This is a genomic window from Brevundimonas aveniformis DSM 17977 (genome assembly GCF_000428765.1).
GTDB lineage: Bacteria > Pseudomonadota > Alphaproteobacteria > Caulobacterales > Caulobacteraceae > Brevundimonas > Brevundimonas aveniformis.
In genome coordinates this window covers 528,701-550,156 of record NZ_AUAO01000002.1, presented here as the reverse complement: position 1 = coordinate 550,156, position 21,456 = coordinate 528,701, and the positions used below count along the sequence as shown (strand labels likewise).

Sequence of the window (21,456 nt, the reverse complement as noted above, 5' to 3'; positions counted from 1 at the left end):
TCCGCATCGCCGAAGGCCCGTCAGATAGGCCATCACAGCTAAAACGCAAAGGCCGGGTGCCGTCAGTACAACCCGCTCAGGTCTTCGGGCGGCGGGGTTCTGGGCGGCGGGGCCGCATCCGGCGGCGGCGTCGGCAGTTCATCGGGCGGCACGCGCGGTCCGGGACTGTAGGGAACACCGTCGACCGGGGCATAGGTCGGACGCTCGCCAGTCGCGGCAGGGCGGACCACCTCTTCCTCTTCGAGCTGCCGGCGCAGGGCTTCCGAGCCCGGACGGAAGGCTTCCTCGATCCCGTTCACGTTGCGCCAGATGGCATTTTGCGGACGGGCGAACTGAAGCACGGGGCGGCCGCGCATGGCTTCCTGCATGAAGTCGACAAAGATAGGCACCGCGGTCACACCGCCGGCTTCCCCCGAGCCCAGCGATCGGTTGTCGTCAAAGCCGATGAAGACCCCGACGATCAGGTCCGGCGTGTAGCCGACGAACCAGGCAGAGCGATAATTGTTGGTCGTCCCGGTCTTGCCGGCAACCGGTCGGCCCAGCACACGGGCCGAAGTGGCGGTCCCCCGCTGGACGACGCCTTCCAGCATCGAGGTGATCTGATAGGCCGTGATCGGATCCATGACCTGCTCGCCGCGTGCAGCCACGCGCGGGCTCTCTCGCCCATCAAAGTTGCGCTCGCAGGTCGGACAGGACCGGGTCGGGTCGATGTTGTTTTCGGCGCTCCAGATCGTCTGACCGTTGCGGTTCTGAACCAGCTCGATCAGGTGCGGGCGCACGCGCCGCCCCCCGTTGGCAAAGGCCGCATAGGCCCCCGTCAGACGTAAGGCCGTCGTTTCTCCGGCCCCCAGGGCCATGGACAGAACCGGCTCCATCTCGTCGACGACGCCGTAGCGGATGGCGTCGTCGCGCACCCGCTCCATGCCGATCCTTTGGGCCAAACGCACCGTCATCGCATTTCGCGACAGCTCCAGACCTCGACGCAAGGTGGTCGGACCATAGTAGCGACGGCTGTAGTTCTGCGGACTCCACGTCTGGCCGCCCGCTCCGACCAGGGTGATCGGACCGTCGACGATGATCGACGTCGGCGTAAAGTCTGTTTCAAGTGCCGTGGCATAGACGAACGGTTTGAAGGCTGATCCCGGCTGACGCATCGCCTGCGTGGCCCGGTTGAAGCTCGACAACGAATAGGAATAGCCGCCGACCATGGCCACGACCCGGCCCGACCAGGGCTCGATCGCCACCAGCGCGCCGTTCACCTCAGGTATCTGACGCAGGCCATAGGCTCCGCCGTCCAGCGGCTCGACGAAAATCAGATCCCCGCGCGACAGCCCCGCCCCAGCATTGGCCCAGGCTGCGTCTGAAGCCAGGAGCCCGGCCTCCGAGCCGTCTGACGCCAGCAGAATACGAACCGTGTTGCCCGAGACGGACTCGACAACCGCCGCCTGCCAGGCGCGGCGTTCCGACGGCGGGCTTTCAGCCGATGCACGCGCCTGCCAGCCCTCGCTGATCTCGGTTTGCCCCCAGGCCCCCCGCCAGCCATGGCGCCGGTCATAGGTTTCCAGCCCCCGCATGAGCGAATCGCGCGCCATTGACTGGAGCCGTGGGTCCAGGGTCGTCCGCATGTAGTAGCCACCGCGATTGACGTCCTGCCCCCACGTCCGCAGGGCAATCCGGCGGGCCTCTTCGACGAAATAGTCGGCGTCCTGGTACTCCGCCCGCACGGGTGCATCGCGAACCACCAGCGGCGCCGCTGCCGCCTCCTGGCGCTGAGCCTCGGTGAGCCAGCCCTGCTCGGTCATCTGACCCAGGATCCAGTTCCGACGGCCGATAGCCGCCTGGGTTTGTTCTCGCGGGTGATAGTTGTTCGGCCCCTTGGGCAGCGCCGCCAGGAAGGCCGCTTCCGCCGGAGTCAGTTCGTCCAGCGATTTGCCGAAATAGTTGTAGGCCGCCGCCGCCACGCCATAGGACCGGTAGCCCAGGAAGATCTCGTTCAGGTACAGTTCGAGGATCTGTTCCTTGGTCAGCACCGACTCCAGGCGCTGCGCCAGAATAGCCTCACGAACCTTCCGTCCGATCGTCGTGTCGCTGGTCAGCAGGACATTCTTGGCGACCTGCTGGGTGATGGTCGAGCCACCTTCCAGTCGGCGCCCCTGCGCCAGATTGATCACATTGTTGGCCATAGCCCGACCAAAGCCCGCGACATCAATCCCGCCGTGCTGGAAGAAGTGCTTGTCCTCCGCGGCCAGGAAGGCCTGAATCACGACGGGCGGAATTTCGCGATAGGGCACGAAGATGCGGCGCTCTTCCGAGAATTCACCGATCAGGGTTCCATCCCAGGCATAGACGCGCGTGGCCGTCGGTGGCCGATAGTCCGCCAGTTCGCCCGCATCGGGCAGATCATGGAACAGATAGGCCGTGTATAGCGCAACGACCATGCCGGCGAGCGCCACAAAGCCGAGAATCCCGATCCCGACCATGACAAACCAACGCTCGGCTGTCTGCACGACAAACTCCCTGGCCCGGCCGCTGCGCGGGCCGCTCAGGTGGATTTAGCCGGAGCCGCCGCCGGGGGGAAGGTGCCTTAGGGCAAAGCCGCGCCAATCGCGGTCGGACCGGGCTGGAAATAGGCGTCAATCGCCCGCACCACGGCCCCCATCAGTCGACGCCTGCCGTCCTGGTTTCCCATGAACTCAGCGTCTTCGCTGTTGGTGATGAACCCCATCTCCAGCAGCACCGCCGGAACATCCGGTGCCAGCAGGACCGCCAGATTCTCGTCGCGATGACTGCGCTGCAACAGCGGCGCTTCGGTGCCGAGCTGGTTGAGCAGGGATCCGGCGAACACCGACGACCGATTCATCGTCGCCCGCTGGGTCAGGTCCAGAAGGACGCGGCGCACAGCAGGATCACCCGCCGGCAGGTCGATGCCGCCGTAGGGCCCTCCGCCCAAGGCCTGACGGGCGGCCCGGTCGGCCCCTCGGTCAGACAAGGTATAGACACTGGCCCCCCGCGTTGCAGGGTTTTGGCTCGAATCAGCATGCAGAGAGATGAACAGGTCGGCTCCGGCATCGCGAGCAATCGCGACACGGCGCGCATGTGGGACCAGCACATCCGTCGAGCGCGTCATCACCACGCGGTAACGACCCGTTGCTTCCAGCTGGCGGCGCAGCTCCAGCGCCGCCGCCAGAGTAAGCTCGCGCTCGTGATGGTTGGCCCCCAGGGCCCCTGGGTCCGTTCCGCCGTGGCCGGCATCAATGACAATGATCTGCCGCGACGGCGGCTGCGGGCGTTGGCGCTCTGTGACCGGAGGCGGGGCGGCGCGCGCCTCATCACGCGGGGCCGCGCCCGGGGCTGCCAGATCAATGACGTAGCGATACACCCGCACTCCATCGCCCGGTGGCAAGAGGAAGCGACGGCTGACCTCGGCCGAGCGTGTCAGATTGAGCCGGAGACGCGCCCCGTTGCTGCGCGCTGACATTTCATAGCTACGGACCAGGCCGGCCCCCGGGCCGGACAGGCCCTCTCCCGCATTGACGCCGGGCAGAAGCACCGACAGTTCCGGCGGGGCCTCGCCCTGTTCGATTCTGGCGCTGGCGGAACGGGTCAGCTCGACGACCACCCGGGTCCGCTGGGCGTCCCCGCCAAAGCGAATCTGCACGACGTCATCCTGGCGCGGGCCATCGGCGAGGCCTTGTCCGGCGGCGAAGGCCGCGACGACAAATGCCACAAGCGCGGTCAGGCCTATGGCCAGCCGTCGCGAACTTCCGAAAACCTTACTCACAGACGCGCCCACGTCGGCTTCTCCAAACGCTTGGCGTCAATCATGCCAGAGCGACGCTGGAAAAGGGTTAAGGCCGTGGACAAATTCGTCTCACGCGACACCTTTCTTTTCGGGGCCGCCTCTTGCTAAAAGGGGCAAGCCGACCCAGCTACCTAACCCAAGGGAAGCGACTACAAGGGTTTGCCCCCCGGCGTGTCGCACAGATGGTCTTTTGGCCCTGACGATACGTCCCCCACCGCGCCTTGCAGCGCGACCGACTGAGACACGACCCCATGGGCCGCACCGCCGCCAACAGGCTGATTTCAGGGATCGCTTTCAGCGACCTGATCGCGTGTGCGCCATCCCCCCTGCCATTCAGGCGAGCCGCCCGCGTCCGTGATGGACGCCTGGCTTCGGCGCGCCCCGGAGACAACCACCACCATGTCCAAAATTATGCTGATCGATGCGGCGCACGCGGAAGAAACCCGCGTCGCCGTCGTCAACGACCGCCGGGTTGAGGATTTCGATTTCGAAAGCCGCGATCGCAAACAGCTTCGCGGCAACATCTATCTGGCCAAGGTCACGCGGGTAGAACCCAGCCTTCAGGCCGCCTTCGTCGAGTACGGCGGGAACCGTCACGGCTTCCTGGCCTTCAACGAAATCCACCCGGACTACTATCAGATCCCGGTCGCCGACCGCGAGGCCATCATGGCTGAGGCGGAAACCGAGGAAGAGAAGGCCGAAGCCGAGGCGGAGGCTGACAACGACGAAGGCCTGTCCGCCGACGAGGCCAAGCTGCGCCGTCGCCTGATGCGGCGCTACAAGATTCAGGAAGTGATCCGGCGGCGCCAGATCCTGCTGGTTCAGGTCGTCAAGGAAGAGCGCGGTGCCAAGGGCGCGGCCCTGACCACGCGCATGTCACTGGCCGGCCGCTACTGTGTGCTGATGCCCAACACCGGCAAGGGCGGCGGCATCTCGCGCAAGATCACCAGCGCCACGGACCGCAAACGTCTGAAGGCCGTCGCCCAGTCCCTGGATGTGCCGCACGGCATGGGTCTGATCATCCGCACGGCAGGGGCCAAGCGGACCAAGACCGAGATCAAGCGCGACTACGAGTATCTGCTGCGCCTCTGGGAAGACATTCGCGAAACGACGCTCAATTCCCACGCGCCAAGCCTGATCTATCAGGAAGAGGATCTGGTGCGTCGGGCCGTGCGCGACATGTTCGACAAGGACTTCGAGAGCCTGCAGGTCGAAGGCGAGGACGCCTGGCGCGAGGCGCGCGACTTCATGCGGGTTCTGTCACCGTCCCTGGCCAAGAAGGTTCAGCTTTACGAAGGCACCACACCGCTTTTCGTCAAGCACAAGGTCGAGGATGTCCTGGCCCAGCTCCAGACTCCGACGGTGCCGCTCAAGTCCGGCGGCTATCTGGTCATCAACCAGACCGAGGCCCTGGTCGCCATCGACGTGAACTCGGGCAAGGCCACCAAGGAACGCAACATCGAGGCAACCGCGCTCAAGACCAATCTGGAGGCCGCCGAAGAAGCGGCGCGTCAGATGCGGCTGCGCGATCTGGCCGGCCTGATCGTCATCGACTTCATCGACATGGATGAGTCGAAGAACAACCGGGCGGTCGAAAAGGCCCTGGCCTCGGCACTCGAAAGCGATCGCGCCCGGCTACAGATGGGCAAGATTTCCCAGTTCGGACTGATGGAGATCAGCCGCCAGCGCCGCCGTATGGGCCTGCTGGAAGGCGTGACCCACGTTTGCGAACACTGTGGTGGGTCGGGGCGCGTCCGCTCCACCGAATCGAGCGCGCTGCTGGCCATGCGGGCGGCCGAAGCCGAAGCCGGCAAGGGCGAAGGGGCCATTGTCCTGCGCGCGCCCGCCGCCGTGGCCCTCTATATCCTTAATCACAAGCGCGACACCCTGGCGCGCCTGCACGCAGTGGCCGGCCTCTTCGTGACCGTCCAGATCGATGATCACCTCGCCAATGGTGAGACGGCCATCCAGCGCCTCGACATCGAAGTGCCGCCGCCGCCGGTCGTTGCTGCTGTCACGCGTGAGCGCGTCTCCTACCGCCCCGAAGACGAGGCCGACGAATCCTTCCCCGACGATGAGCCGGAAGACGAGGACCTGGACGAAGACCAGGAAGATGCCGACGACGATCAGTCGCTGGCGGCACTCGAAGACGCCGAAGACCGCGAAGGCGGTCGCGGCGGACGCCGCCGTCGCCGCCGGCGCGGTGGCCGTCGCAACGAAGGTGACCCGGTCGCTGACAGCGAGGTCGTCACGGAAGGCCCCGCTGACGACGAAGACGAGGACGGCGGATCACGTCGTCGCCGTCGAGGTCGCCGTGGCGGTCGTCGCGGTCGTGACGGCGACGGCGGCCGTGACGGAACCTATGTTTGGGTGCGGGGTCGCACGCCGTCTCTCGAAGATCCCTATGTCTGGTTCGACCCCCTTGATCGAGCCCCTCGGGGGCGCCCCGAACCGGTGGTTTCGGCAGCCGATGATGCTACGATTCAGGCACCTGAAACGCCTGACAGTGAGCCGGTGGCGACCGCGCCCAGCGAAGGCCGTCGCCGTCGGGTCCGCCGCCGATCGCCGCGCAACGCCGAAACGCCTGCCTTCGTCGCCGAGGTGACCGAAGGTGAGGCCGTCGCCGAAGTGGAAACCGCCGAGGCATCGATCGAGGAGATCGTGGTGGCCGAAGCCGCGCCCGAACCCGTCCCCGTCCCTGTCGAAGAGCCAGTCACGGTCGTCGAGGTCGCCGAGGCGGTCCAGATTGAACCGAAACCGGTGGCCTCAGAATTGCCATTGCCTGAGGGCGAGATCACCGCCCCGCCTGAAAAACCCAAGCGGGGGTGGTGGCGGCTGGGTCGCTGACACCGTCGCGGCGCGAGCACGAGCCAAGGAGGAGACAATATGTCCCAACCCCGACGCGGATGGCTCGCGGCAATCACAGCGGCAACGCTCTGGGCGGCGACTCCTATCGTCGCCCAGGCCCAGTCCCTGATCCGAGACACAGAAATCGAGATGATTATCCGGGAGGGGGCCGACCCGATCCTGGAAGCCTCCGGACTTGATCCAGACGACGTCACCATCCTGCTGGTCAATGACCCGACCCTGAACGCGTTTGCCACACAGGGCCAGCGCATGGGGTTTCATACAGGCCTGATTCTGGAGGCGGATACGCCCAATCAGTTCCTGGGCGTCCTGGCTCACGAGGCGGGCCATTTGTCGGCCGGCCATACGATCCGCGGGGACATCGAGCGCGCGGGCATGCAACCGTTCCTGCTGACGATGGGCCTCGGAGTCCTGGCGGCCCTGGCCGGTGCCCCCGATGCGGGGGCCGCTCTGATTGGCAGCTCAAACTATTTTGGCACCCTGAGCGCCCTGACCTACTCGCGCAGCCAGGAAGCCGCCGCTGACCAGGCGGCCGCCACCGCCCTGGAAGCTGCCGGCGTTTCGGGGCAAGGCCTGGTCGAGTTCTTTGAGGAGTTCCGCTATCAGGAACTGTTCTCTGACGAACGGCGCTTTCCCTTTTTCCGTAGCCACCCCCTGTCCAGCGACCGGATCGCCGGCCTGCGCCGTCGCGTTCAAGGGCAGGCCCACTACGATGTGGTCGACACCGAAGAAGCCCTGTTCCAGCACCGTGTGATGCAGGCCAAGCTCTATGCGTTTCTGAACGCGCCGGCCTATACGCTGCTGCGCTACCCGGCGACCGATACGTCGTATGAGGCCCGCTATGCGCGTGCGATCGCGGCCTATCGTGCCTCGAATATCGATGATGCCCTGAACCAGATCGACGCCCTGCTTGAAGAGCATCCCGACAACCCCTTCCTGTGGGAGCTCAAGGGTCAGGTCCTTTTCGAGGGCGGCCGTCCCGCCGAAGCAGAGCCGGCGCATCGTCGTTCGGTGGAACTGCTTCCCGACGCCGGCCTCCTGCGCGTCAACCTGGCCCAGGCGATTATCGCTCAGGAGAACCCCGCTCGACTGGATGAAGCCATCTCAGAGCTGCATCGGTCCCTGACCTATGAGCGCGACAATCCCTTCGCCTACCTCCTGATGGCCCAGGCCTACGGCACGGCCGGCAATGATGGTGAGGCTCGCCTGGCCCAGGCCGAATACCATTTCTCGATCCGCGAGATGGAAGAGGCCCAGCGTACGGCTGTGTTTGCAAGGGCTCGGCTAACACCGGGAACCGCCTCCTATCGCCGAGCTGTCGACATTATTCTGGCCACCGGGGCCAGCCTTGAGGATATCGAGGAACTCGACCGGTCCCAGCAGAACTGAGAGAGACTGAATGACGGACACACCGCCGCCGGAACCCAAATCCGAAACCAGCCTGCTCGACCGTTTCAATCCGGGCTGGGCGGCTTTGGTGGTGTCTCTCTTGGCCTTGATCCTGGCGGCGAGTCCGTTCGTGCCGGGCGGGATGACGCAGCCCGTTCGATCGGCCCTGCTCAACAATCCTGAGATCCTCCGTGAGGCGTCCACCCGGCTCCAGCAACAGGAAAGCGCCGCCCTGCAACAGGCCGCTCGCGCGGCCATCTCACAGCACCTCACGACTCTCAATCAGGACCCGCGCGATCCGGCCATCGGACCGCACAACGCCCGGGTCACCGTGGTTCAGTTCTTCGACTACCGTTGCCCCTACTGCAAACAGGTCGCCGAGCCGTTCATGCAGCTGGTCGAAGCCAATCCCGACGTTCGCTTCGTCTTCAAGGAGTGGCCGATCCTCGATCGTGACGAGCCGTTGTCCGAATATGCGGCGCGGGCCGCCCTGGCCGCCTGGCACCAGGGTCGCTACCCCGCCGTCCACCAGGCCCTGATGTCGGCCCAGACCATCGACCAAGTCAGTGTGGATGCCATCTTGGCCGCCAACGGTGTGGACATGACGCGCGCCCGTGCCGACATCGCCAATGCTGAGACGGGTCAGCACCTGACCGACATCATGACCCTGGCCCGCAACATCGGCCTGTCGGGAACACCGACGTTCATCGTCAACGGTGAGTTGGTGAATGCCCGTTCCACGGATGACCTCCAGGCGGCCATCGACGCGGCCCAGAGTGGCGCATAGCCCACAACCAGGTCCAATTTTGCGACTGGATCGCAATTTGATTGCGAAGCATTCGCGTCTGATCTAGGGGAACGCCCGAAACCTCTGCCGTCTCGGGAATCCCCTATGTCTAGTCTCAACCGCGTCTCGTTCCTTGCCCTCGCCCTGGCAGCCACCGCCTTGCCTTCGGCTGTTCTGGCCCAACCCTACGATGCGGGGGCGGACAACCAGGGCCAGCCCGGCACAGAGATTGCCCCGGTTGAGGTCCGCGGCCAGCGCGCGCCCGTCTACAACGCCAACGCCACCACCTCGGCAACGCACACCGACACGGCGTTGATCGATACGCCCCAGGCTATCTCGGTCGTGACTCGTGACCAGATCGACGACCTGGCTCTGCAAAGCATGGCCGATGTGGTTCGCTATGTTCCGGGCGTCGGCTACGCTCAGGGCGAGGGCAACCGTGATGCGTTGGTTTTCCGCGGCAACACCTCGACGGCCGACTATTTCACCGACGGCCTGCGTGACGACACCCAGTACTATCGCGACCTCTACAATATCGACCGTGTTGAGATCCTGCGTGGCCCCAACGCCATGGCCTTCGGTCGTGGCGGTCTGGGAGGCCTGCTTAACCGTGTGACCCGTCAGGCGGGCTGGGGTCACGAAAACGAACTTCACCTCGAGGCCGGCTCGGACGACCACTTCCGAGGCACGATCGACTACAGCCTGGAACTCAGCCCGTCAGCAGCACTTCGGATCGTCGGCCTGTATCAGGACTCCGGCAGCTATCGCGACGGCGTGACCTATGAGCGGTTCGGCATCAATCCGACGGCGACCTTCCGCACCAGCACCGGCACATTGATCGAGCTGGGCTACGAACACTTCGAGGACCGCCGCATCGCCGACCGCGGCGTACCGGCCAACCCGGGCGGGACACGCGCCAATCCAGCCGCGCCACTGGAAGGCTATCAGAGCGTCTTCTTCGGCGACCCGGCCCTCAGCCCGACCGACACCGATGTCGATGCCTTCAGCGCCCACGTCATGCACGAGTTTGGCAATGGCCTGACGCTGCGCAACCGCACGCGGGTCGCGGATTATGACAAGTTCTACCAGAACGTTTTCCCGGGCGCGGTAAACGGCGCAGGCACGCTGGTTTCCATCTCGGCATACAACAATGCCACCCAGCGCACGAACCTGCTGAGCCAGACTGACCTGATCTATGAAACCCGCCTGGGCGGCGTAGAGCATACCCTGCTGGCCGGCTTCGAGTTCGGTCATCAGGACACCGAGAACCTCCGGCAGACTGGCTATTTCGGCGGGGTCGCCACGCAGATCACTGCGCCGGTCACCAATCCGACGATCAATCTGCCGATCACCTTCACGCCCAGCGCCACGGATGCCAGCAATGACGGCCAGGCGCAGGTCATGGCCTTGTACGTCCAGGACCAGATCGAGCTGACCGAACAGCTTCAGCTCCTGATTGGGCTGCGCTACGACACCTTTGAGGTCGACTTCCTGAACCGCCGAACGGGCGCACGCCTCAGCACCACGGACGACCTGTGGTCGCCGCGCCTGGGCCTGGTCTTCAAGCCCCAGGACAATCTGGCCTTCTATGCCAGCTATTCGCGCAGCTTCCTTCCGCGCTCAGGCGAGCAGCTCACCTCCCTGACGGCCGCCAACTCGGCTTTCGAACCCGAGCAGTTCGACAACTATGAAGTCGGGACCAAGTGGGACGTGTCTCCGATCCTCAGCCTGACGGCTGCCCTCTTCCAGCTCGACCGAACCAATGTGGTCGTGCCCGATCCGGCCAATCCGGGCCAGTCGATCCTCGTCGACGGCCAGCGGAGCCGCGGGCTGGAGCTGGGTGCCACCGGCCGGATCAATGCTCAATGGACGATCATCGGGGCCTACACCTGGCTGGAGGCTGAAATCACGGCCAACCAATCAGCGACGGTGCTGGCAGGCAACCGTCTGGCCAACACCGCCGAGCACAGCTTCTCGGTCTGGACGCGGTACGACCTCACGCCGAGATTCGGCGCGGGTGCCGGCGTGATCTACGAGGGCGAGCGGTTCGCCAACGCCGACAACACCCAGGTGATGCCCGCCTACACCCGCATCGACGGCGCGCTCTACTACGGGCTGAATGACAGCATCGACCTTCAGCTGAATGTCGAGAACCTGTTCGACGAAGACTATTTTGCCTCGGCCCACACCAACAACAATATTACGCCGGGCGCGCCTCGGTCGTTCCGAGTGGGTTTGACCGCCCGATTCTAGTTGATCCCTCGGGAGGCCCGCGCATCCTTGTGCGGGCCTGCGCCTTGGTGGCCGTAGAACCTAGATCAGCCCCGACAGAGGGCTGGACGCGCTGGCGTAGCGCCGCTGAGGCATACGCCCCGCCAGATACGCTTCACGACCCGCGATCACCGCGTGTTTCATGGCCGAGGCCATGAGGATGGGGTCCCTCGCCTGCGCGATGGCGGTATTCATCAGCACCGCATCACAGCCCAGTTCCATGGCGATGGTCGCATCCGACGCCGTGCCGACCCCGGCATCGACCAGCACGGGCACCTTGGCCTGTTCGACGATCAGCCGGATATTGACCCTGTTCTGAATCCCCAGGCCCGACCCGATCGGAGCGGCGGCCGGCATGATGGCGGCGGCCCCGGCCTCTTCTAGATGTCGCGCCATGACCACGTCGTCGGTGCAATAGACCATGACGTCAAAGCCGTCCTTGACCAACATCTCCAGCGCCCGCACCGTTTCCGGCATATCGGGATACAGGTGCGGCGTGTCCGACAGTACCTCCAGCTTGACCAAATTCCAGCCGCCCGCCTCGCGCGCCAGCCGCAGGGTCCGCACCGCGTCCTCGCCGGTGAAACAGCCGGCGGTATTGGGCAGGAAGGTGAACCGGTCCGGCTTCACATAGTCGACCAGCATCGGCTGGGACGGGTCCGAAAGATTCACCCGGCGCAGGGCCACGGTGACGATTTCGGCACCCGCCGCCTCGGCGGCGGCTGCATTCTGGGCATAGTCTGCGTACTTGCCCGTGCCGACGATCAAACGTGAGATGAAGGTCCGTCCGGCAACGGTCCAGGTGTCCGGGGAGGTTTGGGTCATGCGAAGGAACTAGACCTTCCCGGTAGCGGCTTAAAGCCCCAGCGCCTCACGAAAGTCGGCAGGTATCAGATCCTGGGCCTCCTTGTGCCGTTTCATCCACAGCGCGACGTAGGAACAGGTCGGGATGATCTTCAGGCCCGCCTTGCGGGCGGCGGCCACGGCCGCGGTCACAAGGGCCGAGGCCACTCCCTGCCCTTCCCACTCCGGCGGCACCTCGGTGTGGTCCATGATCCAGGCTCCCTCGACCGGCTGATAGTCGGCAAAAGCCATCAGGCCGTCTTCGACGATCTCAAACCGATGGTCGGGAATGTTGTGAACGACGGGTGTGGTCTTGTCTGGCATGTCGATCCTGGGTGAACCCACTAACGTTCAAAGACACCAATCAACTCTATATGCGCCGACCACAGGAACTGGTCCACAGGCGTAACGTGTTCCAGCCGCCAGCCCGCGTCGACCAGGGCCCGCGCATCGCGGGCGAAGGTCGTCGGATTGCACGAGATACCGACCACCCGCACGGCATCCGAAACGGCGATCTCGCGGGCCTGTTCGAACCCGCCCGCCCGCGGGGGGTCAAAGACGATGACGTCACAGCCCCTGAGTTCCATGGCTGAAACGGGCTCGCGGAACAGGTCGCGGGTCACGGCCTGGATCGGCTTGAGGCCTGGTGTCCGCGCCGCCGCCTTTAGGGCTTCAATCGATTCACCGGCGGAATCTGCGGCCAGCACCGGCACCTGCTCGGCCATCGGCAGGGCGAAAGATCCCAGGCCACAGAAAAGATCGGCGGCGCGACTGGCCCCTTGAACCGCGGCGACACAGGCAGCCTGCATCGCGGCTTCCGCCCCAGGCGCGGCTTGCAGGAAAGCACCCGGCGGCGGCTCAACCTGCGCTGAGCCGATCCGCACCACCGGTCGTCGCGCCTGATAGAGCGGCTCTCCCCCCAGCGTCAGCCGGGCCAGGTCCAGCGCGCCGGCGGCTTCCGCTGCCTGCATCTGACGGTCGGCACTCAAACCCCCGGATTTCCGCTCAACGCCCGACACCTCAATATCGAGCCCGGTTTCCGTCGCCGTGACCCGCAGGGTCGGGGCGGACTTGGGATGATCCAGGAATGCTGCTGCCAGCGTCCGAAGTCCGGGCAGCGCCGCGACAATGCGGGGGTCGGCAATCAGACAGGTCTGGATATCGGTTACCGTCCATGACCGCCGCCCCTTGAATCCCAGGCGCGGTCCATTCGGGCCAGGGCGGGCGTGCAGGGCCACGCGCCGCCGCGACCCAGGCGGGGTCGCGATGACCGAGCGGATCTCTGTCTCGATCCCCTCGCGAGCCAGAGCCTGACGCACCTGATCGGATTTCCAGGCCAGCTGCCCGTCCATACTCCAATGCTGGAGCGCGCAGCCTCCGCACACCCCATAGTGTGGGCACGGGGGATCAACCCGGTCTGGGCTGGCCGTCAGAACCTCAAGCAGCTCTCCACGATCACCCTCGACCCGAGCTCGAACCCGTTCTGCGGCCAGGGTCAGCGGCACAAATGCCCGATGGCCAGCCTCGTCGACCGCCAGGCCATCGCCGCGCGCGCCGACCTCACGAACGAGAAGTTCGTGCGTCTGGGGATTCGAGCTCACTTTTTTTCGGCGCATGGGTGCTTTTGCCAAAGCCGTTCACCCGGCGAAAGAGCCCGATCCCTTGTTGGGCTTGGAAATGCCCGTTCAGGCTGATGAACGAACATGAACAACCCTATCAAAACCCGTTCAGCTTGGCCTCTCTAAAAGGGTCATCAACGGAGCGGCGCAGGACTTCTTCCTGCTGCCACCCCCAGACGAAGGGAGCTGAATGATGCGTACCCCCAAGACGATTTCTGCTGTCGCGGCCCTGGCTGCGGTGAGCGCCCTGGCCATCCCGGCCGCCGCCCAGGCTCAGTCCTACTACGGCTATCAGGACGGCTATTATAACAACCAGCAACAGCCCTACTACGACCAGTGCGAACGCGATCAGCGCCAAGGCTCGACCGCCGGTGCCCTGATTGGGGCGGTCCTAGGTGCTGCCGCCGGTTCTTCCATCGCCTCTGACGGCGCACGGACCGAAGGCGGCGTGCTGGGTGGTGCCATCGGCGCGGCGATCGGTGCCGGCGTCGGTCGCCAGAACGCCGCGTGCGACAGCGACTACTACAGCAACCAGTACGGGCGTCAGTACGACAGCCAATACGGCTACCAGTACGGCAGCTACGGCAACCAGTCGGGCTACGGCTATCAAGGCTACGACCGCGGCTACTACGACCAACGTGGGTACGGTCAGCAGGGCTATGGCCAGTACGGCTACGGCCAGCAGAGCTACACGATCCATCCCAGCCAGGTTTATGGCCGCGAAGACCGCAACGGTTGCCGCTCAGCCAATGTTTCCGATGGCCGCTACGAGCGACGCGTCCGCGTCTGCCCGGACGGCTACGGCCAGTATCGCATCGTCGATTAAGTCTTCAGCCCCCCTGTCGATCGACGATGTGTAGGAAGCCCCCGGCGGAGAAATCCGCCGGGGGCTTCTGCCTATTTGGAACCGAGGTTTTGCCGAACCAGCCGAACACCGGCGCGGATCGCGACGAAGCCCATCCAGGGGCCGACGAAACACCAAAACAGGCTCATCCAGGCCCGGCTGAGCCAGATACCTTCGCTAAGGTCTTGGGCGAGGGTCGGAACCGCCCCAGCGGCAATCCAGACGACGAGGGACCAGACGGCCAGCCCCAGGACGACAAGCACGCTCCCATTCAGGAGATTGGCAGCCCTGACGTCACTGGATGGAGGTGGTGCGTTCGGCTCGTCAGACATGGGTGAGCTCCGGTTTCGCCGATCCTATCCCCGGTGAGACGCCCAAACCAGCCATTCGCGATTGCCGTCTCCGCCCGCGATCGGGCTTTCAGCCGTTTCGCGAACGCGCCAGCCCTCCCCTTCCAGCCAGGCTGAAACCCTCTCCAGCGCGGCCTGACGCGCCGCCGGATCGGTGACAAGGCCGCCCTTGCCGATGGCGGCGCGGCTGTCCTGTTCGAACTGGGGTTTCACCAGGGCGATGAGGTCGGCACCCTCTCCCGCCAGGCCGAGTGCGGGACCGAGGGCCTTGGTCAGGCTAATGAAGCTGAGATCCGTGACGATCAGGCTGGGCGATTCAGGGACCAGTGCGGCGTTGAGACTGCGCGCATCCGTGGCCTCGAGGTTCACCACGCGCGCGTCGGCCTCAATCCTGGCGTGGAGCTGGCCGCGACCGACATCGACCGCATAGACCCTTGCCGCCCCCCGGCTGAGCGCGACCTCGGTGAAGCCGCCTGTGGAGGCCCCGACGTCCAGGACCGTGCGGCCTTCAACCTCGACCGGCCACAGATCCAGGGCCGCCACCAGCTTGAGGGCACCCCGACCGACCCACGAGAACGGCTCGCTCGCCTCTATGTGGGCGTTGTCGGCGACCTTCTGGCTGGCGGACCGGGCCGGTTGGCCATCGACGATGACCAGGCCCGCTGCAATGGCCGCCTGGGCTCGTGCTCGGCTGTCGAACAGGCCGAGGTCGACCAACAGCCGGTCGAGGCGAGATTTCACCCCGCCGCCTTCAGGCGCTCGAGAGCGGCCTCCAGCTTGGCGCGCGCCGCTTCGCCGTCGGTCAGACGCTGGCGGTTTTCCTCGACCACCTCAGGCTTGGCGCGGGCGACGAAGTCGGGATTGCCGAGCTTCTTTCGGGTGACCTCCAGGTCCTTGTCGATGCCGGCGATCTCCTTGGTCAGGCGCGCGGCCTCGGCGGGGATGTCGATGAACTCCGCCACCGCCATGGCCCAGGTCGCCTCGCCGACGACGAAAGGCGCCGAGCCTTTCGGCGCTTCGTCGGCGGCTGCGACCGCGCCGACGCGGCCCAGGGTCTGGATCGCCGCCCGATGGGTTTCGAGCCGCGCCAGGGTCTGGGCACCCGCGTCGACAACAGCGATGTCAGGCTTGGCCGAAGCCGGCAGATTGGCTTCCGCCTTCAGCGACCGGATGCCGGACACGACCTCGACCAGCCAGCCGATCTCCTGATCCGCCGTCGCGTCGATCCAGGCGTCGGGGGCCTCGGGCCAAGCGGCGGAAATCAACATTGATTGGCGCGCCGGGCCTCCGAACTTCGCCAACTCAGCCCACAGCTCCTCGGTGATGTACGGCATGATGGGATGCAGCAGAAGGCAACACTGATCAAGCAACCAGGCTCCCATGGCCCGCGTCTCATCGCGGGCCGCCAGATCATCGCCGTTCAGTACCGGCTTGGCCAGCTCCAGCCACCAGTCACAGAAGACATTCCAGACAAAGCGGTACAGGGCCTGGGACGCCTCATCAAAATGGGCGGCGTCCAGCGCGGTCGAGACGTCGCGCGTCACCTTGGCCAGCTCGCCACGGATCCAGCGATTGATCGTCAGCTCGACCCGGGCCGGATCAAAGCCCTCGACGCGGCGGCACTCATTGACCTGACAGAAGCGCGCAGCGTTCCACAGTTTCGTTCCAAAATTCCGATAACCTTCAATGCGCTGTTTGGATAACTTGATGTCGCGTGTGCCCGACAGCATGGCCATGGTCAGACGCAGGGCATCGGCCCCGAGTTCATCCACGATCTCAAGAGGATCGATGACGTTCCCCTTGGATTTGGACATCTTCTGTCCCTTCTCATCGCGCACGAGGCCGTTGATGACCACGCGATCAAAGGGGACCTGGCCGGTGAAATGGGTGCCCATCATCATCATCCGGGCGACCCAGAAGAAGATGATGTCGAAGCCGGTGACCAGGTCATTGGTCGGATAGAACCGGTTCAGATCGTCCGTCTCTTCGGGCCACCCCATCGTCGAGAAGGGCCACAGCGCCGACGAGAACCAGGTGTCCAGGACGTCTTCGTCCTGGGTCAGCTCAACCTCATGGTCATAGTCTGACAGCGCCTGCTCGCGGGCATCCTCTTCGGATTCGGCGACGTAGATCTCTCCATCAGGTCCGTACCAGGCCGGGATGCGGTGACCCCACCAGAGCTGTCGCGAGACACACCACGGCTCGATATTCCGAAGCCACTCGAAATAGGTCTTCTCATAGCTCCTGGGCTCAAAGACGGTGTCGCCGTCCTCCACCGCCTTGATGGCCGGCTGGGCCAGGGTCCAGGCATCGACCCACCACTGATCCGTCAGCCACGGCTCGATGACCACGCCCGAGCGATCGCCGTGCGGGACCACATGGCGGGTCTTCTCGATCTCCTTGAGCCAGCCCTCCTCTTCAGCGCGGGCGACGATGGCCTTGCGTGCCGCGAAACGGTCCATGCCTTCGTACTCGGCGGGCACATCAGGTGTGTCGACGGCGGTGATGCGGCCGAAGGCATCCATGACGTTCAACGCCGCCAGGCCGGCGCGCTTGCCGACGCCGAAGTCGTTGAAGTCGTGCGCCGGGGTGATCTTCACCGCGCCGGAGCCCTTGGTCGGATCAGCATAGTCGTCCGCCACGATGACGATGCGGCGACCAGTGATCGGATGGTCGATGAACTTTCCGACCAGGCCCTTGTAGCGATCATCGTCGGGGTGCACCGCCACGCCCGTATCGCCCAGCATCGTCTCGGGCCGCGTCGTCGCCACGACGATATAGTCGCGCGTTTCGTATTCCATCGGCTTGCCGTCGTCGTCGAAAGCGATCGGGTGCTCATAGGTCACGCCGTCGGCCAGCGGATAGGCGAAGTGCCAGTAGGCCCCATCGACCTCCTTCTGCTCGACCTCAAGGTCGGAGATGGCGGTCTGGAAGTGCGGGTCCCAGTTCACCAGTCGCTTATCGCGATAGATCAGGCCCTGCTTGTACAGATCGACGAAAACCTTGCGCACAGCGGCGTTGAGCCCGTCGTCCAGGGTGAACCGCTCTCGCGACCAGTCGCAGGATGCGCCCAGTCGGCGCAACTGGCGCACGATGGTACCACCGCTCTCGGCCTTCCATTTCCACACGGTTTCGAGGAAGGCGTCGCGGCCCATATCGCGACGGCTGATGTTGCCTTTAGCGGCCAGTTGACGCTCAACCACCATCTGGGTGGCGATGCCGGCGTGGTCCGTGCCCGGCAGCCACAGCACCGCCTCGCCCTTCATCCGGTGATAGCGGGCCAGGATGTCCTGCAGCGTGTTGTTCAGCGCATGGCCGATGTGCAGCGACCCCGTCACGTTCGGCGGCGGGATGACGATGGAATAGGTCCGGGCGTTCGGATCAGCCGCAAGCACGGCGTCCGGTGAAAAAGCTCCAGACTGTTCCCAGGCCTCGTAAAGGCGGGGTTCGACGGCGCGGGGATCAAAGGTTTTTTCGAGCATGGCGTTCAGGCTGATAGGGGTCGTTTCGGAAAAGGAAAAGGGCGACCCCTGAAAAGGAGCCGCCCTTGTTCACGCCGCGAGGTGTGTCGCGGCGGTTAGCGGAATACGTTGTTCAGCTTCTCGCGCAGCATGTCACGAAGCATGCCGTCGAGATTTTCATCGAGCCAGGTGCGGACCTGGGGCTCGACGATCGAGCGCACCAGTTCTTCGACCGTCGTGCCGCCGGCCATGGAGGCCACGACGGTGTCCGTAACGGTCGGCGCGGGAGCCGGCTCAGGCTCTGGCGCAGGCTCGGGCATGACGGGGAAGGGATCAGGCGCGACACTGGCTTCAATGTCACCGATCGTCTCGACCTCGGCGACCGGCTCTTCATAGCGGTCCGTGAGATCGAGGGGCACTTCCTCGGCCACAACAGGCTCTGGTTCAGGTGCCGGCGGCGCGGGTTCGGGCTCAGGCTCGGGCATCACCTCGGCGACGGGCTCAGGTGCCGGCGGCGCAGGTTCGGGTTCCGGCTCGGGGGCCGGGGCCACCTCTGCCGCAGGCGCACCTTCAGCCGGTTCGTCCTCTGAGATGATGCGGCGGATGGAGGCGAGAATCTCCTCCATCGTCGGTTCCTGCGTCTGGTCAGACATGGGCCCTTGATCCTGGGTCGAGTGTTCAGCACGGCCAAGCGCGACCGTTCCCATCACGCATGACGCCAAACGATTACGAAATCAACGACGACTTCGCCATTGGCGCGAATCGATCAGGGTGCCGTGCGGATGATCTCGGACGAAAGCTGATCATCGATGGGCGCATTGGGCTCATCCGGGGCCGGCGTCACCGGGAAGGTGGCCAGTCGGTCGAGCCCCTCAACCAGCCCTTCCCACGGCACGCCACCTGCGCGACGCACGCGGTTGAAGTTGGCATCGGGATTGTAGGCAGGGACCTCGCTGACGAGATCCGGCCCCTCCAGGCCCCCGATCGCCGACAGCAGCAAGGCCTGGGCGATGTAGCGATTTCTCTGGGCCGAGACATAGGCGATCTCGGCGTTGCGCAGTTCCAGCTCCTGGTTCAGCACGTCCAGGGTCGTGCGCAAGCCGACCTGGGCCTCCTGACGGACGCCCTCTGCGGCAATGCGCGCCGCACGAACCTGTTGCTCTGAAGCGGTCAGCGTCGAGGTCGTCGACAGGACCTGGGCATAAGACGACGCCACGTCCTGCAAGACAGCCCGCCGTGCACCCTCGACGCCTAGCTGGGCGGTGTTGGACTGTTCCAGGGCCTGGCGAACCCGCGACCGATGAATACCCGCAGCATAGAGCGGGACCGACACATTCACGCCGGCCCGCAAGGTCTGCTGATCATCCAGGCCGAAGGGCTCAGCCGTGCCTGCTGTGCCGTAGCTGGCCGACAGGCCGGCCGACGGCAGATACTCTGACCGGGCCGCAGCGACGGCGGAATCCGCCGCCGCCAGATTCCACATCGCTGCCCGAAGTTCGGGATTGTCATTCAGAGCCGCATCCAGGGCCACATCGAAGTCACTGGGCGTCGTCGGCAGGGCCGGCAACGGCTCCAGTGTTCCGGGGGCTTGACCCACAACCGCCGTATAGCCCGAACGGCTGATTTCCAGCTGAGCCCGGGCGCTGGCCAGATCCGCTTCAGACGCCGCCAGGCGGGCCTGGGACTGGGCGACGTCCGTCCGCGTGATCTCACCGACCTCAAAGCGGGCCTCGGCCTCTTCCAGCTGGCGCTGCAACACACCCAGATTGGTTTCGCGAATGCGCAGAACCTCGGTGTCACGGATCACGTCGGCATAGGCCTGGATCACCGCCAGCATGATCTGCTGTTCGACGTTACGAAGGTTTTCGCGGCCCCGCTCAACACCGGCCATGGCCGTGTCGATGCCGTGGGCAATGCGCCCCCCCGTATAGAGCGGCTGGGATAGCGAAATTGTCGCTGACGTTGAGTTGCTCTCGTCCGATCCAAAGGTGGGATGTGGCCACTGACGCACATAACCAACACCGGCTGACGCATCGACCTGGGGCCGCAGTCCACCGCGGGCCTGGACATAGGATTCGTCCGTTGCCCGCTGCTGCGACCGCTGGGCCAGCAGGGTCGGGTTGGTCTGATAGGCCAGGATGATGGCATCGCGCAGATCCTCGGCTGAGGTCGGCTGGGCGACAGAGATCAGCGCAGTCGTGGCGACGGCAACGCTGAGGAGACGACGAAGTGACATCAAGACAATCCCTCTGGCGGCAGGGGCCGCCTGATCCTTTGCTTTATTCTATCCGGCCTAGATCGCAGAACCGGGCTGCGAGGCCAGTTAAGGTTTTTTCACGCCCCAGTCGCCGATTTCCGTCTCGGGCGACCGCTTACAGGGCGAATGTAGGTCTTTTCTCGAAACCTGCCAGCATTGGCGGGGTTGCATCAAACAGATCGCGGCTCGACACAACGCCCGAGGCCGCCCGAACAAACAGGCGTGCGTGGCCGACGGGACCATCACGCTCAACAAGCGCCAGCCGTCCACCCGGCTTCAACGCCTTGAGCCAGGCAGCGGGCGCGTCCCCGACCGCTCCTTCGCAAATCACCACGTCCCAGTCTGAGCCAACCGGTTCGGACAAATCCCCGACGACCTGGGTGACGCCGGCCTCAACGAGGGCTGGTTCGACCACGGCGGCCACTGCCCCGTCGGCCTCCTGGGCCTGAACCTCAAGGCCCATGCGCGCCAGCAACGCCGCCGCATAGGGAGCCGCCAAAGCCAGGGCTCGCTCACCGGGCCGCGGCCGGAGGGCTTGCAGCAGCTTGGCCACTTCGCGGGCCTGCATCAGGCTGCGACCATTCTTGATCGGCACCGTCGCATCCGCATAGGCCGAGAACGCCCGATCCGGCTCGCAGAATTCCTCGCGCCGTGTTTCCAGCATCGCCTTGTGAATGGCGATGTCGGTCACGTCAGAGGTGCGGACCTGGCTATCGACCATGGCCTTGCGGGCCGAAATGAGGTCCATGCGGAGAACTCCAGAGGAAGGCGGTAATCGCGGGGCTTATAGGTTGCGCCGCCTTTTCGGGCAATCAGTCTGAACGGACGTTGCGGCCATCCAAACGATCTGATAGCGAACGCCCTCCCCCGCATGGGGGTTCCCGGCACGGCCTGGTGGCGGAGTGGTTACGCAGCGGACTGCAAATCCGTGTACCCCGGTTCGAGTCCGGGCCAGGCCTCCAAAC

16 protein-coding genes and 1 tRNA gene are annotated in these 21,456 nt (G+C 65.0%); 6 read left to right on the top strand and 11 right to left on the bottom strand.

The genetic code is table 11. The annotated features are described in order from the left end of the window. Window positions 1-62: 62 nt before the first annotated feature. Window positions 63-2,480, bottom strand: a complete 2,418-nt coding sequence (locus G391_RS0108020) for a penicillin-binding protein 1A (protein WP_035304163.1) — start codon at window positions 2,478-2,480, stop codon at window positions 63-65. 104 nt (window positions 2,481-2,584) lie between these two features. Next, window positions 2,585-3,781, bottom strand: a complete 1,197-nt coding sequence (locus G391_RS0108015) for an N-acetylmuramoyl-L-alanine amidase family protein (RefSeq protein WP_035304161.1) — start codon at window positions 3,779-3,781, stop codon at window positions 2,585-2,587. Window positions 3,782-4,201: 420 nt separating this feature from the next. Here G391_RS0108015 and G391_RS0108010 point away from each other — a divergent pair, with 420 nt between their 5' ends. From G391_RS0108010 to G391_RS0107995, 4 genes are all read left to right on the top strand, one after another. Continuing rightward, window positions 4,202-6,649 carry an Rne/Rng family ribonuclease gene (locus G391_RS0108010; RefSeq protein WP_029087059.1) on the top strand — a complete coding sequence of 816 codons (2,448 nt, stop codon included), beginning with the start codon at window positions 4,202-4,204 and terminating at the stop codon, window positions 6,647-6,649. Window positions 6,650-6,688: 39 nt separating this feature from the next. Next, window positions 6,689-8,059 (top strand): M48 family metalloprotease, encoded by a 1,371-nt coding sequence (locus G391_RS0108005; protein ID WP_029087058.1) that lies wholly within the window; start codon window positions 6,689-6,691, stop codon window positions 8,057-8,059. 10 nt (window positions 8,060-8,069) lie between these two features. Continuing rightward, entirely contained in the window at window positions 8,070-8,846 is a 777-nt protein-coding gene (locus G391_RS0108000; RefSeq protein WP_029087057.1) for a DsbA family protein, read from the top strand. Window positions 8,847-8,951: 105 nt separating this feature from the next. Continuing rightward, a complete protein-coding gene (locus G391_RS0107995) occupies window positions 8,952-11,099 on the top strand; it encodes a TonB-dependent receptor (RefSeq protein WP_051257228.1) in 2,148 nt (715 codons plus the stop codon). Between the two features lie 60 nt (window positions 11,100-11,159). On the opposite strand, the gene G391_RS0107990 is transcribed toward G391_RS0107995, so the two are convergent. From G391_RS0107990 to G391_RS0107980, 3 genes are read right to left on the bottom strand one after another with little or no spacing between them, the layout of a single operon-like run. After that, the gene (locus G391_RS0107990) at window positions 11,160-11,942 is read right to left on the bottom strand and encodes a thiazole synthase (protein ID WP_029087055.1); all 783 of its coding nucleotides are present in this window, start codon (window positions 11,940-11,942) and stop codon (window positions 11,160-11,162) included. Window positions 11,943-11,972: 30 nt separating this feature from the next. After that, window positions 11,973-12,284: a GNAT family N-acetyltransferase gene (locus G391_RS0107985; RefSeq protein WP_029087054.1), complete on the bottom strand. Its 312-nt coding sequence runs from the start codon at window positions 12,282-12,284 to the stop codon at window positions 11,973-11,975. Window positions 12,285-12,304: 20 nt separating this feature from the next. Continuing rightward, the gene (locus tag G391_RS0107980; protein ID WP_029087053.1) at window positions 12,305-13,561 is read right to left on the bottom strand and encodes a class I SAM-dependent RNA methyltransferase; all 1,257 of its coding nucleotides are present in this window, start codon (window positions 13,559-13,561) and stop codon (window positions 12,305-12,307) included. 211 nt (window positions 13,562-13,772) lie between these two features. Between G391_RS0107980 and G391_RS15175 the strand changes: the two genes are divergently transcribed. Further along, window positions 13,773-14,405, top strand: coding sequence for a glycine zipper 2TM domain-containing protein (locus tag G391_RS15175; RefSeq protein ID WP_029087052.1), 633 nt, complete (start codon window positions 13,773-13,775; stop codon window positions 14,403-14,405). 71 nt (window positions 14,406-14,476) lie between these two features. On the opposite strand, the gene G391_RS0107970 is transcribed toward G391_RS15175, so the two are convergent. From G391_RS0107970 to G391_RS0107945, 6 genes are all read right to left on the bottom strand, one after another. Next, entirely contained in the window at window positions 14,477-14,755 is a 279-nt protein-coding gene (locus G391_RS0107970; RefSeq protein ID WP_156893886.1) for a hypothetical protein, read from the bottom strand. 24 nt (window positions 14,756-14,779) lie between these two features. Further along, on the bottom strand, window positions 14,780-15,514 hold the full coding sequence (locus G391_RS0107965) for a TlyA family RNA methyltransferase (RefSeq protein ID WP_029087050.1): 735 nt from the start codon (window positions 15,512-15,514) through the stop codon (window positions 14,780-14,782). Continuing rightward, on the bottom strand, window positions 15,511-18,255 hold the full coding sequence (locus tag G391_RS0107960) for a valine--tRNA ligase (RefSeq protein WP_029087049.1): 2,745 nt from the start codon (window positions 18,253-18,255) through the stop codon (window positions 15,511-15,513). Before G391_RS0107960 ends, G391_RS0107965 begins: the two co-directional genes overlap by 4 nt. A 95-nt stretch (window positions 18,256-18,350) precedes the next feature. After that, entirely contained in the window at window positions 18,351-18,887 is a 537-nt protein-coding gene (locus G391_RS0107955; RefSeq protein ID WP_029087048.1) for a DUF2497 domain-containing protein, read from the bottom strand. A gap of 113 nt (window positions 18,888-19,000) precedes the next feature. Next, on the bottom strand, window positions 19,001-20,470 hold the full coding sequence (locus G391_RS0107950; protein ID WP_035304003.1) for a TolC family outer membrane protein: 1,470 nt from the start codon (window positions 20,468-20,470) through the stop codon (window positions 19,001-19,003). Between the two features lie 136 nt (window positions 20,471-20,606). Then, entirely contained in the window at window positions 20,607-21,239 is a 633-nt protein-coding gene (locus tag G391_RS0107945) for a protein-L-isoaspartate O-methyltransferase family protein (protein ID WP_029087046.1), read from the bottom strand. A 140-nt stretch (window positions 21,240-21,379) separates the two neighbouring features. Here G391_RS0107945 and G391_RS0107940 point away from each other — a divergent pair. After that, window positions 21,380-21,453: transfer RNA gene (locus tag G391_RS0107940), tRNA-Cys, on the top strand. The last annotated feature ends 3 nt before the right edge of the window (window positions 21,454-21,456 follow it).